Origin of the sequence: Streptomyces sp. NBC_00234, from assembly GCF_036195325.1 — a bacterium.
Lineage (GTDB): Bacteria > Actinomycetota > Actinomycetes > Streptomycetales > Streptomycetaceae > Streptomyces.
The window spans coordinates 341,231-354,856 of the sequence record NZ_CP108101.1 but is presented as its reverse complement, the minus strand read 5'-3'; the positions used below and the strand labels follow the sequence as shown (position 1 = coordinate 354,856).

At 70.4% G+C, this 13,626-nt stretch carries 15 protein-coding genes; 9 read left to right on the top strand and 6 right to left on the bottom strand.

Going from position 1 to position 13,626, the window contains the following annotated elements; all coding sequences use genetic code 11:
* Positions 1 to 51: 51 nt before the first annotated feature.
* The 3 genes from OG230_RS01650 to OG230_RS01640 all read left to right on the top strand — a co-directional run bounded on the left by OG230_RS01650 (position 52) and on the right by OG230_RS01640 (position 4,519).
* On the top strand, positions 52 to 3,003 hold the full coding sequence (locus OG230_RS01650; protein WP_443051473.1) for a glycoside hydrolase family 48 protein: 2,952 nt from the start codon (positions 52 to 54) through the stop codon (positions 3,001 to 3,003).
* Positions 3,004 to 3,176: 173 nt separating this feature from the next.
* A complete protein-coding gene (locus OG230_RS01645; protein WP_328908322.1) occupies positions 3,177 to 3,965 on the top strand; it encodes a DUF4389 domain-containing protein in 789 nt (262 codons plus the stop codon).
* A gap of 38 nt (positions 3,966 to 4,003) precedes the next feature.
* Positions 4,004 to 4,519, top strand: a complete 516-nt coding sequence (locus OG230_RS01640) for a DinB family protein (protein WP_328908321.1) — start codon at positions 4,004 to 4,006, stop codon at positions 4,517 to 4,519.
* A gap of 6 nt (positions 4,520 to 4,525) precedes the next feature.
* Here the strand turns inward: OG230_RS01640 and OG230_RS01635 are convergent, their stop codons facing one another.
* Together OG230_RS01635 and OG230_RS01630 are read right to left on the bottom strand one after the other, a co-directional pair.
* The gene (locus OG230_RS01635; protein WP_328908320.1) at positions 4,526 to 5,278 is read right to left on the bottom strand and encodes a 2-phosphosulfolactate phosphatase; all 753 of its coding nucleotides are present in this window, start codon (positions 5,276 to 5,278) and stop codon (positions 4,526 to 4,528) included.
* Positions 5,279 to 5,306: 28 nt separating this feature from the next.
* Entirely contained in the window at positions 5,307 to 5,879 is a 573-nt protein-coding gene (locus OG230_RS01630) for a PadR family transcriptional regulator (RefSeq protein ID WP_328908319.1), read from the bottom strand.
* A gap of 97 nt (positions 5,880 to 5,976) precedes the next feature.
* On the opposite strand from OG230_RS01630, the gene OG230_RS01625 reads away from it, so the two are divergent.
* The 6 genes from OG230_RS01625 (at position 5,977) to lepB (ending at position 9,345) form a co-directional block, all read left to right on the top strand.
* A complete protein-coding gene (locus tag OG230_RS01625) occupies positions 5,977 to 6,417 on the top strand; it encodes a nuclear transport factor 2 family protein (protein ID WP_328908318.1) in 441 nt (146 codons plus the stop codon).
* A 115-nt stretch (positions 6,418 to 6,532) separates the two neighbouring features.
* Positions 6,533 to 7,207: a TNT domain-containing protein gene (locus OG230_RS01620; RefSeq protein ID WP_328908317.1), complete on the top strand. Its 675-nt coding sequence runs from the start codon at positions 6,533 to 6,535 to the stop codon at positions 7,205 to 7,207.
* Between the two features lie 18 nt (positions 7,208 to 7,225).
* Positions 7,226 to 7,459 carry a hypothetical protein gene (locus OG230_RS01615; protein ID WP_328908316.1) on the top strand — a complete coding sequence of 78 codons (234 nt, stop codon included), beginning with the start codon at positions 7,226 to 7,228 and terminating at the stop codon, positions 7,457 to 7,459.
* A gap of 56 nt (positions 7,460 to 7,515) precedes the next feature.
* Positions 7,516 to 8,025 carry a mycothiol transferase gene (locus tag OG230_RS01610; protein WP_328908315.1) on the top strand — a complete coding sequence of 170 codons (510 nt, stop codon included), beginning with the start codon at positions 7,516 to 7,518 and terminating at the stop codon, positions 8,023 to 8,025.
* Positions 8,026 to 8,170: 145 nt separating this feature from the next.
* Positions 8,171 to 8,485 carry a hypothetical protein gene (locus OG230_RS01605; protein ID WP_328908314.1) on the top strand — a complete coding sequence of 105 codons (315 nt, stop codon included), beginning with the start codon at positions 8,171 to 8,173 and terminating at the stop codon, positions 8,483 to 8,485.
* A gap of 167 nt (positions 8,486 to 8,652) precedes the next feature.
* On the top strand, positions 8,653 to 9,345 hold the full coding sequence (gene lepB / locus OG230_RS01600; protein ID WP_328908313.1) for a signal peptidase I: 693 nt from the start codon (positions 8,653 to 8,655) through the stop codon (positions 9,343 to 9,345).
* A gap of 78 nt (positions 9,346 to 9,423) precedes the next feature.
* On the opposite strand, the gene OG230_RS01595 is transcribed toward lepB, so the two are convergent.
* From OG230_RS01595 to OG230_RS01580, 4 genes are all read right to left on the bottom strand, one after another.
* On the bottom strand, positions 9,424 to 9,696 hold the full coding sequence (locus OG230_RS01595; RefSeq protein ID WP_328908312.1) for an HPr family phosphocarrier protein: 273 nt from the start codon (positions 9,694 to 9,696) through the stop codon (positions 9,424 to 9,426).
* A gap of 70 nt (positions 9,697 to 9,766) precedes the next feature.
* On the bottom strand, positions 9,767 to 11,752 hold the full coding sequence (locus OG230_RS01590; RefSeq protein ID WP_328908311.1) for a PTS fructose transporter subunit IIABC: 1,986 nt from the start codon (positions 11,750 to 11,752) through the stop codon (positions 9,767 to 9,769).
* Positions 11,753 to 11,836: 84 nt separating this feature from the next.
* Positions 11,837 to 12,784 carry a 1-phosphofructokinase gene (pfkB, locus tag OG230_RS01585; protein ID WP_328908310.1) on the bottom strand — a complete coding sequence of 316 codons (948 nt, stop codon included), beginning with the start codon at positions 12,782 to 12,784 and terminating at the stop codon, positions 11,837 to 11,839.
* The gene (locus OG230_RS01580; RefSeq protein WP_328911267.1) at positions 12,781 to 13,542 is read right to left on the bottom strand and encodes a DeoR/GlpR family DNA-binding transcription regulator; all 762 of its coding nucleotides are present in this window, start codon (positions 13,540 to 13,542) and stop codon (positions 12,781 to 12,783) included. The genes pfkB and OG230_RS01580 overlap by 4 nt, the downstream gene beginning before the upstream one ends.
* Between the last annotated feature and the right edge of the window lie 84 nt (positions 13,543 to 13,626).

Sequence of the window (13,626 nt, the reverse complement as noted above, 5' to 3'; positions counted from 1 at the left end):
TTCAACCCCGCACACCCCCCATATCGCCGAGCCGCGAGGAGGAACCTGCGCATGCCATCGGGAAGCGCACACAGACCATGGGTCCCCAGGAGATCCGGTAGAACCGGAACACCATCCCGCCGGTTATGGACGGCGCTCGTCGCCGCTTTCGCCCTTCCGCTGGGCATGACCGCAGCCGCAGGCACTCCGGCCCAGGCCGCCGCGGTCGAGTGCAGCGTCGACTACCGGGCCAATGACTGGGGTTCGGGTTTCACCGCCGAACTCAGCCTCACCAACAGGGCCTCCGTACCGATCGACGGCTGGACCCTCACCTACAGCTATGCGGGCAACCAGACGCTCACGAATGGCTGGAGCGGTACCTGGTCCCAGTCCGGAAAGAACGTCACCGCCACGAACGCCTCCTGGAACGGGACCATCGCCCCGGGAGCGGCGGTATCGACGGGCGCGCAGTTCACCTACACCGGGACGAACACCGCCCCCACCGGATTCGCCGTCAACGGCACGACCTGCGCCGGCGCCCACCAGCCGCCGATCGCGGTCCTCACCAGCCCCGCAGCGGGCTCGGTCTTCACCGCGGGCGACCCGGTGCCGCTCGCCGCGACGGCCGCCGCCGCGGACGGCGCGACCATCAGCAAGGTCGAGTTCTACGACGACACGACCCTGCTGGGCACCGACACGACCTCGCCGTACTCCTACGACGCCACGGGACTCTCCGCGGGCGGCCACTCCGTCTACGCACGGGCCCACGACAGCCTGGGCGGATCGTCCGAGTCGCCTCCTGCGGGCATCACGGTCGTCGCCGGTCCCGCGGTCGTCGCCACGCCCTCCCAACTCGGCGTGCGCCAGGGCACGTCGGGGACCTTCGGCGTCTCCCTGTCCACCGCACCTGCCGCCCCCGTCACGGTCGCCGTGGCCCGGACCGCCGGCAACTCCGGCCTGACGGTCACCGGTGGCGCGAGCCTCACCTTCACCCCGTCGAACTGGTCCACCGCGCAGAAGGTGACCGTGAGCGCCGACAGTTCGGGCACGGGCGCAGCGACCTTCGCGGTGACGGCCCCCGGCCACGCCGGGGCCGAGGTCACCGTCACGCAGCTGGCCGCCACGAAGACGTACGACGCGCGCTTCCTCGACCTGTACGGGAAGATCACCGACCCGGCCAACGGCTACTTCTCGCCGGAGGGAATTCCCTACCACTCCGTCGAGACGCTGATCGTGGAGGCTCCCGACCACGGGCACGAGACGACGTCGGAGGCGTACAGCTATCTGATCTGGCTCCAGGCGATGTACGGGAAGATCACCGGGGACTGGACGAAGTTCAACGGCGCCTGGGACATCATGGAGAAGTTCATGATCCCCACGCACGCCGACCAGCCCACCAACTCCTTCTACAACGCGTCGAAGCCCGCGACCTACGCGCCGGAACACGACGAGCCGACCCAGTACCCCGCCGTCCTCGACCCGTCGGTGACCTCCGGCTCCGACCCGATCGCGGGTGAGCTGAAGAGCGCGTACGGAACCGACGACATCTACGGCATGCACTGGATCCAGGACGTCGACAACGTCTACGGCTTCGGCAACACGCCCGGCACGTGCACGGCCGGCCCGGACGAGACCGGACCGTCGTACGTCAACACCTTCCAGCGCGGACCGCAGGAGTCGGTCTGGGAGACCGTCACCCACCCGACCTGCGACACGTTCGCCTACGGCGGCAGGAACGGCTATCTGGACCTGTTCACCGGGGACGCCTCCTACGCCAAGCAGTGGAAGTTCACCAACGCGCCGGACGCCGACGCCCGCGCCGTGCAGGCCGCCTACTGGGCGGATGTGTGGGCCAAGGAGCAGGGCAAGGCGAGCGAGGTGTCCGCGACCGTCGGCAAGGCGGCCAAGATGGGCGACTACCTGCGCTACGCCATGTTCGACAAGTACTTCAAGAAGGTCGGGGGCTGTGTCGGCCCGAGTGCCTGCCCGGCGGGCACGGGCAAGGACAGCTCGCACTATCTGATGTCCTGGTACTACGCCTGGGGCGGCGCGACCGACACCGCGGCAGGCTGGTCCTGGCGCATCGGGAGCAGCCACGCGCACGGCGGATACCAGAACCCGATGGCGGCCTACGCGCTGAGCTCGGTCCCCGATCTCAAGCCGAAGTCGGCGACAGGACAGCAGGACTGGGCGAAGAGCCTGGACCGGCAGCTGGAGTTCTACCGGTGGCTCCAGTCCGACGAAGGCGCCATCGCGGGTGGTGCGACCAACAGCTGGAAGGGCAGCTACGCGCAGCCGCCGGCCGGCACGCCGACCTTCCACGGCATGTTCTACGACGAGAAGCCCGTCTACCACGACCCACCGTCCAACCAGTGGTTCGGCTTCCAGGCATGGTCCATGGAGCGCGTCGCGGAGTACTACCACGAGTCGGGTGACGCCGAAGCGAAGGCCGTACTCGACAAGTGGGTCGACTGGGCCCTGTCGGAGACCACGATCAACCCGGACGGTACGTACCGGGTTCCGTCCACCCTCAAGTGGACGGGTGCGCCCGACACCTGGAACGCGTCGAGCCCCGGCGCGAACAGCGGACTCCATGTCACCGTCGCCGACTACACCAACGACGTCGGGGTGGCCGGGGCGTACGCCAGGACGCTCACCTACTACGCGGCCAAGTCCGGCGACGCGGCGGCGAAGACCACGGCGAAGGCGCTCCTCGACGGTATGTGGGAGCACTACCAGGACGACGCGGGCGTGGCCGTCCCCGAGACCCGCGCCGACTACAACCGGTTCGACGACCCGGTGTACGTGCCGGGCGGCTGGACGGGCGCCATGCCCAACGGCGACACCGTCGACAGCGACTCGACGTTCGCCTCCATCCGGTCCTTCTACAAGGACGACCCGAACTGGCCGAAGGTCCAGAGCTATCTCGACGGCGGAGCCGCTCCGGTCTTCACCTACCACCGCTTCTGGGCCCAGGCCGACATCGCGCTGGCTCTGGGAGCGTACGGAGATCTCCTGGAGTGAGTGACGGTACGGAGGTGCGGGCCCGCGACCCGCACCTCCGTGTTCCCGCCCGTGGCGCCCGGGCGGACACCCGTTCGGCCCGTCGCCGATTGCGTGGCGTCGCGCACGCGTCCAGCGTGGGGTGACGCCGCACGCGCCGAAGCCGTGCGGCTCACCTGCCGAGGAGGAGCGCCATGGCGGACGGTCAGTGGAGTCCGGGCCGCGTCGCGGGGGACCCGGGTGAGTTCCTGCCCGTACTCGACATCATCGAGCCGACGCGTCAGCGCCGGCTCACCGTCCTGTTCCGGCTGCTCCTGCTGATCCCGCAGTTCTTCGTGCTGTTCTTCCTCTATATCGCTGCCGTGTTCACGGTGATCGTCGGCTGGTTCGCCGCCCTTGTCCTGGGCCGGCTGCCCGAACCGGTCTTCGGCTACCTGGAGAGCTACCTCGGCTACCACATGCGGATCACGGCGAGCGAGATGCTGCTCATCGACCGCTATCCGCCGTTCGCCTTCACGCCGCCGCCGGACTACCCCGTGCAGATCGAGGTGCGCCCGACGGACCTCAACCGGCTCGCCGTCTTCTTCCGTCTGTTCCTCATGATTCCGGCGGCGATCGTGCAGGGACTCGCCATGGGCGGCTGGTTCGCGCTGTCGTTCATCTGGTGGGTGATCACGCTGATCCTCGGCCGGATGCCCCGTCCGCTCTTCGACGCGACCGCGGCGACGCTGCGCTACAGCATGCGCTTCTCGGCCTACGCCCTCATGCTCACGCCGGCGTATCCCCGGGGTCTCTTCGGCGACGACGATCTCGCCGTGACGCCTCAGCAGACCCGCTCCGCGACCAGGCCGCTGGTCATGAGCGGGGCCGCGAAGGCGCTGGTCGTCCTCTTCCTGGTCTTCGGTGTCCTCGGCGGCATGGCCTCCTCGACCACCTCCTGGACGTCCGACGACAACGGGACCGAGAGCGCTCGGCGTCAATAGGGTCGCGCGACCGCACGGTCGACGGGCATGATCGCGCGATGACATGGACAGCACCCGAAGTCACCCGGACGTCCGGATCGCTCGTCGCCGACGAGCGCGAGACGCTTGAGGGATTCCTCGCCTACTACCGCAACACCCTGCTGAACAAGTGCGCGGGACTCACCGGTGACCAGCTCGCCGAGCAGACCGTTCAACCCTCCAACCTGACGCTGCTCGGTCTGCTGCGGCACATGGCCAAGGTCGAACGCACCTGGTTCCGCGACCGGTTCGCCGGACTTCCCCTGACGCCGATGTATCCGCCGGAGAAGGGCAAGGACGCGGATTTCGAGGACCTGGCCCCGGAGCGGGCCGAGGCCGACCACGCGCGCCTGGTCGAGGAGATCCGTCTGGCGGACGAGACGGTCGCCGGCGCCTCGCTCGACGACACCTTCACCCACAACGGCACGGTCTACTCACTGCGCCTGGTCCACGTCCACATGATCGCGGAGTACGCGCGGCACATCGGCCACGCCGACCTGCTGCGTGAACGACTGGACGGTTCCACGGGGTCCTGAGAGCCGTCAGGCGGCGGTGAACGCCCCGTCCGTCAGGACGGGGACCACCGTGCACGCGTCCGTTTCCGTCGCCACGGCGACGTCGTCGGCGTATCCCCCGTCGACGAGCTCGCGCCCCGAGGCGCTGTGCGAGACCGCCCCGGCGATCTCCGCCGTCCCGGCGAACGCGGCGGCGGCCATCGCGGCCTCGGGCGAGAGCAGGTCCCTTCCGTGCGTGCGCAACGAGGCGATCACGGCCCCGGCGCCCAGCAGGTCCTCCAGCGCGGGCCGCAGGCTGCCGTCGGGCCAGCGCTCGCCGGAGGCGATCACCGCGACCGGGCGGCCGGGTGTTCCGTAACCCCGGCCCGCGAGCCAGCGGCCCACCGCGTCCGCGTTCCGCAGGGACCCGGCGACCACCGTGGACGCGCCCGCGGCGGCGGCGATGGTGGACCCGTTGGGCGAGGGCAGCACCAGCCGCGGAGTGAACGGTGCGCGGCGCAGAGCGGCCGGCGAAAGCGACCACGGCGAGGTCGGCGTGGCCGCGCTGCGTCCCACGGCGAGGTCGGCGCTCAGCCGGTCGGCGAACACCCGGGCGCTCTCGTCACGCCAGGGATACGGGTGGACCAGGGTCCCCTTCTCCACGGCCACCGTGACCGACGTGGTGAACGAGAGCACGTCGACCACCACGAGGCAGCCGACGTCCTGTGCCAGGCGGGCCGCACCGACAGGTCCCCAGTCGAACCGCACTCCGTGCCCCGTCTGCGCCCACCAGTTCTCCATGGGCGACGATCATGCCGCAACACGGACCTCAGGACGAGGCGTCGTGAGGGCCGCTCCGCCCGCGCAGGACGTCGGCGGTCCGCAGGCACCAGTCCCGGTTGTCCCGCTCGAACGCGAGCCCGCGCATGCAGGTCAGATACGGTCCGATCCGTTCACCGACGAGGAGGAACTCCTCCTCGTCCAGAGGTCCCCGGAGCTTGCGCAGCAGCGTGCCGAACAGCTCGATCTTGGCGTCGGCGACCGCCGCGCGTTCCTCCAGCTGTTGGATCACGGGCCCCGCGTCGACCCGGTCGACGGTCTGGACCTTGACGAGCAGGTCGTCCCGGATGAACGCGGCCTTCGGCGGGGCACCCGCGAACCGCTCCAGCTCCGCGAGTCCCGCGTCGGTGACCTGGAAGAGGCGCTTGTTGGGCCGTGTCTCCTGGACCACCTGCCGCCCGGACACCAGGCCGTCCTGCTCCAGCCTCGACAGTTCCGCGTACACCTGCTGGGGAAGTGCGTGCCAGAAGTTCGCGACGCCGATGTCGAACGCCTTGGCCAACTGGTAGCCGCTGTACTCGCCGTCCAGCAGCGCCGCCAGTACGGCGTGGCGCAAGGCCATGGGCCACCCCCTTCCGCCGTATCGGTTTTCCCTGCATCATAGTCTGGAAATTGAGTAGTCAGATTCTTGAGTATGTCGAGTGCGAGGAGAGACAGCCATGACGACTGCCGACACCGCGGACCGCTTCCGTGCCGCCGTAGAGAAGCGTGATCTGGCGGCCCTGGAATCCCTGTTCACCGAGGACATCCGGTTGAACAGCCCGGTGAAGTTCACCCCGTTCGAAGGCAGGCCCATGGTGATGGGTCTCTTCGGTGTGCTGCTGCGGACATTCGAGGACTTCCGCTACGTCGGCCGGCTCGACGGCGCGGTGGAGACCGCGGCGGGTGGCGCCGAGGCCCCGTCTGAGGTCCTGGTCTTCCGGGCGACGGTGAACGGCAAGGAGATCCACGGCATCGACCTGCTCCAGTTCGACGAGGCGGGCCGGATCGAGGAGTTCACCGTGATGGTCCGTCCCCAGTCCGCCGTCCGGGCACTCGGCGAAGCCGTCCTCGCCGGCCTGGTCGCCGACGGCCTCGTGCCCGACCCCGCGGGAGGCTGAGGCGGGGGTCGCACGTTCGGGGCGGATTCCGGCATGGTGCGGACACCTGGAGCGATCGGGACGTTACCCTGCGTCAGCTATCCGATTGATCATCAATTTCTGAGGTGTCACGCCAATGAACCGTATGAGCACCGTACTTGCCGCGCTCGGCATCACCGCCGGGCTGCTCGGCGCGCCCGCCGCGAGCGCCGCGCAGCACCAGGAGAACACCAAGCCCGCGGCGCCGCGGCACGACCCCTGCACCGGTGAGTTCCAGGGCGACGCACGCCTCGGGCCGAAGTGGCTCCCGAAGAAGAAGGAGGCTCCCGTCGGCCCGCTGCTGAACGGCTACGAGAGGACGGGAGACCTCTCGCCCGCCGACTTCCTGAAGAAGTACTGGGAAGGACCGGCGGACTCCGGGAGCTGGAAGTACCCGCCCAACGACGGCTTCGGCGAGGTCAACGGCGAGCTCGACAAGGAGCCCGCCAAGCTCCGCACGGGCCAGCGGCTGGACCGCTTCGGCTCGGAGTACGGCAGTTATCTGGCCCCGGCGGGGGACGCGTACGCCGAGCGCGCGCTGCCCCCGCAGAGCCTCAACACCCGCGACGCGGCCGTCGCCTGCGACTACCGCGTCTACAAGGTCGCCAAGCCGTTCTGGGTCTGGCAGGGCAGCATCGCGCCGTGGTTCGAGCAGCCCGGCGGCGGTCAGCAGATCAAGCTCGACGCGGTCTTCCTCGACCCGGGCGAGGGGCAGCGGCTGAACGTGAAGTGGCTGCTGGAGCACGACTACCTCACGCCTGCCGGCGTCTGACGAGAGGCCCTGGCGACCATGGACCGCCTGCAGCTGCGGGCCGCGCTGCGGGCGGCGGGCGTGCCCGACGACTACTACCGCATCGAGGGCGTCCACGAACCGGTTCCCACACCCACCGACTTCCTGTACCTGCGGAAGTCGGCCGACGCGGTGTGGGAGACCGGGGCGTACGAACGCGGCACGTACGAAGTCGTCGCCCGGCACCCGGACGAGGGCACGGCCTGCGCACATCTCCTGGGGCTGCTCGTGTGATGTGCGGGCCGCGTGTCGGACGCCGGGCGCCGGGAGGCACCGGCCATGGTGGTCGCATGAACACAGCAGGCATCTTGGCCGACGCGTTCGAGCGCATCCGGGAAGCGGTGCACACGGCGGTCGAAGGACTCCCGCCCGAAGATCTCAACGCCCGGATCGACGAGGGGGCGAATTCGATCTCCTGGCTCGTCTGGCACCTCACACGCATTCAGGACGACCACGTGGCCGACGCGGCAGGGACCGAGCAGGTGTGGGTGTCCCAGGACTGGGTCTCCCGGTTCGGTCTGCCCTTCGCGGAAGGGGAGACGGGCTACGGCCAGAGCAGCGATCAGGTCGCCGCGGTACGGGTGGACTCGGTCGAACTGCTCCTCGGCTACTACGACGCGGTGCACGAGCAGAGTGTCGGATTCGTCCGCGGACTGGACGGCAGGGCGCTGGAGCGGATCGTGGACGAGAACTGGTCACCACCGGTCACCCTGGGTGTCCGGCTGGTGAGCGTCCTGGCCGATGATCTCCAGCACGCCGGTCAGGCGGCATTCGTCAGGGGAGTGCTGGAACGCCGGTGACGCGCCCGGCGGACCGGCCCGAGGAGGCGCCGGTGCCCCCGGGCCGCAAGGGCCCGGGGGCACTCCCGTGCACGCTCCGACCTGCGGTGTCATACTCGGAGAAGTCCCCTTGACAGGCTTGTCATTGTCCGAAAGGCGTCGCGTCATGAGCTGGGCTTCATGGACGACCAGCGGGGTCTTCGCGGGAGCCGGCGGAGTCCGCACCAAAGAAGCAGGAATCGTGGGCGGCGATCTCACCGTCCATACGACATGGGCCGACGGCGAGGCCGAAGTGGCCGTGCAGTTCAGCGGCGCCTCGGACTGGTTCACCTTGGCCGGCAGCCCCGTACGCTGCCCCACCGAAGAGGCCAGCCGTGCGTTCCATCAGTCGGTGGTAGAGGCGGTGCGCGCCGGAGAAGGCGCCACGGTCCCCGATGTGCCGGGCACAGCGCAACCCGTACCCCCGCCCGCCGCGTCCTAGGTTTTCCGTTCGGATCATGCCCGGGCTCCGTGAGTCCGTGCCGGGGAGGTTCCCCTGAAAGTTCGGCCACCACCTCATCCGCTCCTCCCTCACAGTGATCGCGCTTAGAGTGAGCCGGGACCTGCCCACGCACGGGCAGCGGCGAACACGGGGCGAGGAGCGGCTTGATGGTGCTGACGGGCGCACGGCGGACGAGGACGCGCACGAGGAAACAGCGCCCCCTGTGGAAGGAACTCCCGGTCCTCATCGGAGTGGCGCTGTTGCTGGCGCTGCTGATCAAGACCTTCCTGCTGCAGGCGTTCTCCATTCCTTCGGAATCCATGCAGAACACGCTTCAGAAGGGCGACCGGGTCCTCGTCGACAAACTGACCCCCTGGTTCGGCTCCGAACCCGAGCGCGGCGAAGTGATCGTCTTCCACGATCCGTCCAACTGGCTGACGGGTGTGCCGACCGAGCCCCCCAACGCGCTCCAGAAGGCGCTCGCTTTCGTCGGGGTGATGCCGTCCGCCGAGGAGAAGGACCTCATCAAGCGCGTGATCGGCGTGGCGGGGGACACCGTGGAGTGCAAGGGCGACGGCCCGGTGAAACTGAACGGCAAGGCGCTGGACGAGCCCTACGTGTTCCCGGGGAACACCCCCTGCAGCACCGACGACGCCGGTCAGTTCAAGGTCACCGTGCCGGAGGGCCGGGTCTGGGTGATGGGCGATCACCGTCAGGCGTCAGGGGATTCGCGCTACCACCAGGACGACCCCGAGGGCGGCATGGTGCCGGTCGACGACGTGGTGGGACGTGCGGTGGTGGTCGCCTGGCCGGTGACCCGCTGGGCCACACTGCCGGTGCCCACGACCTTCGGCCGCTGACATCCGCCTCTGCCTCCTGGCCGTCGACGGCCAGGAGGCAGAGGAGTCACGCACGGCCGCGCCGGACCGGAAGCCGGTTCAGGCGCCGGCGTCCAGGTCCTGAGCGAGCAGGGCGGCGAGCTCGTCGACCGCCGCACGGGCCCCGTCACCCATGGCCGAGAGCACCACGGGGTCGCCGTGCTGAGCCGCCAGGGCGAGCACGGAGAGCATGCTGCGGGCGTCGACCGGCTGCTCTCCTTCCCGCCCGATGGTCACCTTGACCGGCTGACGGGCCGCGGCCTGGACGAACAACGAGGCCGGCCGGGCGTGCAGTCCGCTGCGGGAACCTACGGCGACGGTGCACTGGTACATGGGTCACTCCTGTGGGGTGGGGTACGGAACTGGAAGCCGTGCATCCGGACGGCGGGCCGGCAGGTCGCGCTCAGGCGGCCACGGGCACCTTCGGGAGATCGGCCGCGGGCGCGGGGTCCTGCGGGGCGCGGCGCATGCCCTTGAGGACGACGACCAGCGCGGTCGCCACCGCCGTACCTGCCGCGATCGCCACCAGGTAGAGGAACGGTCCGCCGATCAACGGGACGACGAAGATGCCGCCGTGCGGTGCGCGCAGCGTGCATCCGAAAGCCATCGACAGGGCTCCGGTGACCGCACCGCCGGCCATCACCGAGGGAATCACCCGCAGGGGATCGGCCGCCGCGAACGGGATGGCACCCTCGCTGATGAACGACGCACCCAGCACCCAGGCCGCACGGCCGTTGTCCCGCTCGGTGCGGGTGAACAGCCTGCCGCGCACGGTGGTGGCGAGGGCCATCGCCAGCGGCGGCACCATACCGGCGGCCATGACCGCCGCCATCACCTTGAGGCTGCCGGGCGTCGGGTCGGCGAGCCCGCCGACCGCGAAGGCGTAGGCGACCTTGTTGAGCGGTCCGCCCATGTCGAAGCACATCATCAGGCCCAGCACGACGCCGAGGATGACCGCGTTGGAACCGGAGAGCCCGTCGAGGGCGTCGGTGAGTGCCTTCTGGAGCGAGGCGATCGGCTTGCCGACGACGACGAACATCAGGAATCCGACGACGGCCGAGGCGACCAGGGGGATCACCAGCACGGGCATGATGCCGCGCAGCGTGGGATGGACCTTCACCCGCTGGATCGCCATCACCACCGCACCGGCCAGCAGACCGGCGACGAGGCCGCCCAGGAACCCCGCGTCGATGGTGAGCGCGATGGCACCGCCGACGAAGCCGGGGACGAGCGCGGGACGGTCCGCCATGCCGTACGCGATGTAGCCCGCGAGCACCGGGACCAGGAAGCCGAAGGCGGCGCCGCCGATCTGGTTGAGCAGCGCGGCCCAGCTGTCGGCCTCGCCCCAGACGAAGTGGTCGGCCACGGACTTCGCGTTGGCGATCTCGTAGCCACCGATGGCGAACGACAGGGCGATCAGGAGCCCGCCCGCCGCGACGAACGGCACCATGTAACTGACCCCGGACATCAGGTACGTACGCAGCCGGACGCCGAAGTGCGCGCTGCCGCCGCCGGATCCGGCCCCCTCCGGCCGCGAGCCGTCGTCGGCGACCCCGCTGATCTCGCCCCGCGCGGCCTTGCGCCGGGCCTCGGCGATCAGCTCGGCGGGCCGGTTGATCCCCGCCTTCACCCCGACGTCGACGATCGGCTTCCCGCCGAACCTGGCCTTCTCGCGAACGTCGACGTCATGTGCCCAGATCACCGCGTCCGCTGCGGCGACGACGGACGGGTCGAGCCGCTCGAACCCTGCCGATCCCTGGGTCTCGACGCTGAGTTGGATCCCCTCGGCGCGCGCTGCGGCCTCCAGGGACTCGGCAGCCATGTAGGTGTGCGCGATGCCCGTGGGACAGGAGGTGACGGCGACGATCCGGAACGGTTCGGGCGCCTCGGGTTGCCCGGCTCCGCCCGGCTCCGTCTCCCGCACCGGCTCCTCCGGCGCCGCGGCCGGCTCGTCGCCGCGGATCAGGGCCGCCGCGGCGGCGGGATCGGCCTCCGCGCGCAGGGCGGCGGTGAAAGCGGGGTCCATCAGCCGGCGTGCCAGGCCCGAGAGGATGGTGAGGTGGTCGTCGTCGGCGCCGGCGGGCGCCGCTATGAGGAAGACCAGGTCCGCCGGTCCGTCCGGCGCACCGAAGTCGATGCCCCGTCCGCTGCGCCCGAAGGCCAGAGTCGGCGCGCCGACGTGCTCGCTGCGGCAGTGCGGGATACCGATGCCGCCGTCCAGGCCGGTCGGCATCTGCGCCTCACGGGCGGCCACGTCGGCGAGGAAGCCGTCGAGGTCGGTGACGCGCCCGGCGGTGACCATCCGCTCGGCTAGAGACCTCGCTGCGGCGTCCTTCGTCTCGGCGGACAGATCGAGGTCGACCAGATCCGCGGTGATGAGCTCACTCATCGCGGGACTCCTTGCTCGTGGACCGCCGTGGCGGCTGGGGGGACAGGGACTGCGGGCTTTCACCCGGGGACAGGGATGCGGACGTCATCGCGCGGGCTCCGTGAGCGCGCGGTCCAGGGGGATGTCCGTGGTCGTGACGACCGAGGAGACGTCGAGGTCGGCCGGGGTGGGCATCACGCTCCCGGGGAGCTGGACCGCCGCCGCGCCGTGCGCGACGGCCGCCGCAAGTGCGGACCGGCCCGCGCCGCCGGCTGCCAGGAAGCCGGCGAGCGAGGCGTCCCCGGCGCCGACATTGCTGCGGACGGTGTCCACCCGGGCGCTGCCGAAGTACGTCCCCGACCGGTCCACCAGGAGTTGTCCGTCGGCTCCGAGGCTGGCGAGTACCGCCTGTGCCCCGCGTCCGCGCAACTCCTCCGCCGCCTTGACCGCGTCACCGACGGTCGCGAGAGGCCGCCCGACCGCTTCGGAGAGCTCCTCCGCGTTCGGCTTGATCACATCGGGCCGCTCGCGCAGTGCGGCGAGCAGGGCGGGGCCGGAGCTGTCGAGGGCGATCCGCGCTCCGGCCCGGTGGCTGCGTGCCACCAGCTCCGCGTACCACTCGGGGGGCAGCCCCCGCGGCAGACTGCCGCAGCAGGCGATCCAGTCCGTGTCCGAGGACCGGGTCCGTACCGTCTCCAGCAGGGTCTCGGCCTCGGACTCCGTGAGGGCGGGCCCGCTCGCGTTGACCTTGGTGAGGGTGCCGTCGGCTTCGACCAGCGTGATGTTGACGCGGGTGCTGCCGGCGATCGGCACCCCCGCGGCCTCGATGCCGTGCTCCCCGAGCAGCCGGGCGAGCAGTGCGCCCTCGGGCCCGCCCAGGGGGGCGACCGCGACCGTACGGTGTCCCGCCGCCGCTACCGCGCGGGAGACGTTGATGCCCTTGCCTCCGGGGTCGACGCGGTCCGTCGTGGCGCGCAGGACCGCGCCGCGGGTGAGGTCGCGCAGTTCGTAGGTGCGGTCGAGGCTCGGATTGGGAGTGACCGTGAGGATCATGCGCGTACCACTTCCGTGCCCCGGCTCTCGATGGCGAGGGCGTCCTCGGGGCTGAGCCCCGTGTCGGTGATGAGCAGGTCGACGTGGGAAAGATCGCCGAAGCGGGCGAAGTGCTCCTGGCCGAACTTGCCCGAGTCCGCGAGGAGCACGACCCGCCGGGCTGCCGCGATCATGGCCCGCTTCACCGCGGCCTCGGCGAGGTCGGGGGTGGTCAGGCCGCCGTCGGCGGATACCCCGTTGGTGGCGAGCAGGAGGACGTCGGCGTTGATCTCCGCGTAGGCGCTCAGCGCCCAGGCGTCTACGGCCGCGCGGGTACGGTGCCGGACCCGTCCGCCCACCAGGTGCAGCGCGATGCCGGGATGGTCGGCGAGGCGGGCCGCCACGGGCAGTGCGTGGGTCACCACCGTCAGGGCGGACTCGACCGGGAGGGCGGCGGCCAGCCGGGCCGTCGTGGTGCCCGCGTCGATGATCACGTTGCCGTCCGGGGGGAGCTCGCCGAGGGCGGCGGCGGCGATCCGGTCCTTCTCGTCCGCGGCCACGGTGTCGCGCTCGGCGAGGTCGGGCTCGAAGCCGAGCCGTCCCACCGGAATCGCGCCGCCGTGGACCCGGCGCAGGAGCCCCGCCCGGTCGAGCGCCTTGAGGTCGCGCCGCACGGTCTCGGCGGTCACCTGGAATTCCTCTGCGAGGGAGAGCACGTCGACGCGTCCGCTCTCCTGGGCGAGGCGGAGGATTTCCTGCTGCCGCTCCGGTGCGTACATGTGGTTTCGTATCCGTTTCATGCCCGAGTCTGTGGTTTCGCGCTCAGGTTACGTCCAGGGTGCCGGAATGTAAACAGATTCGGG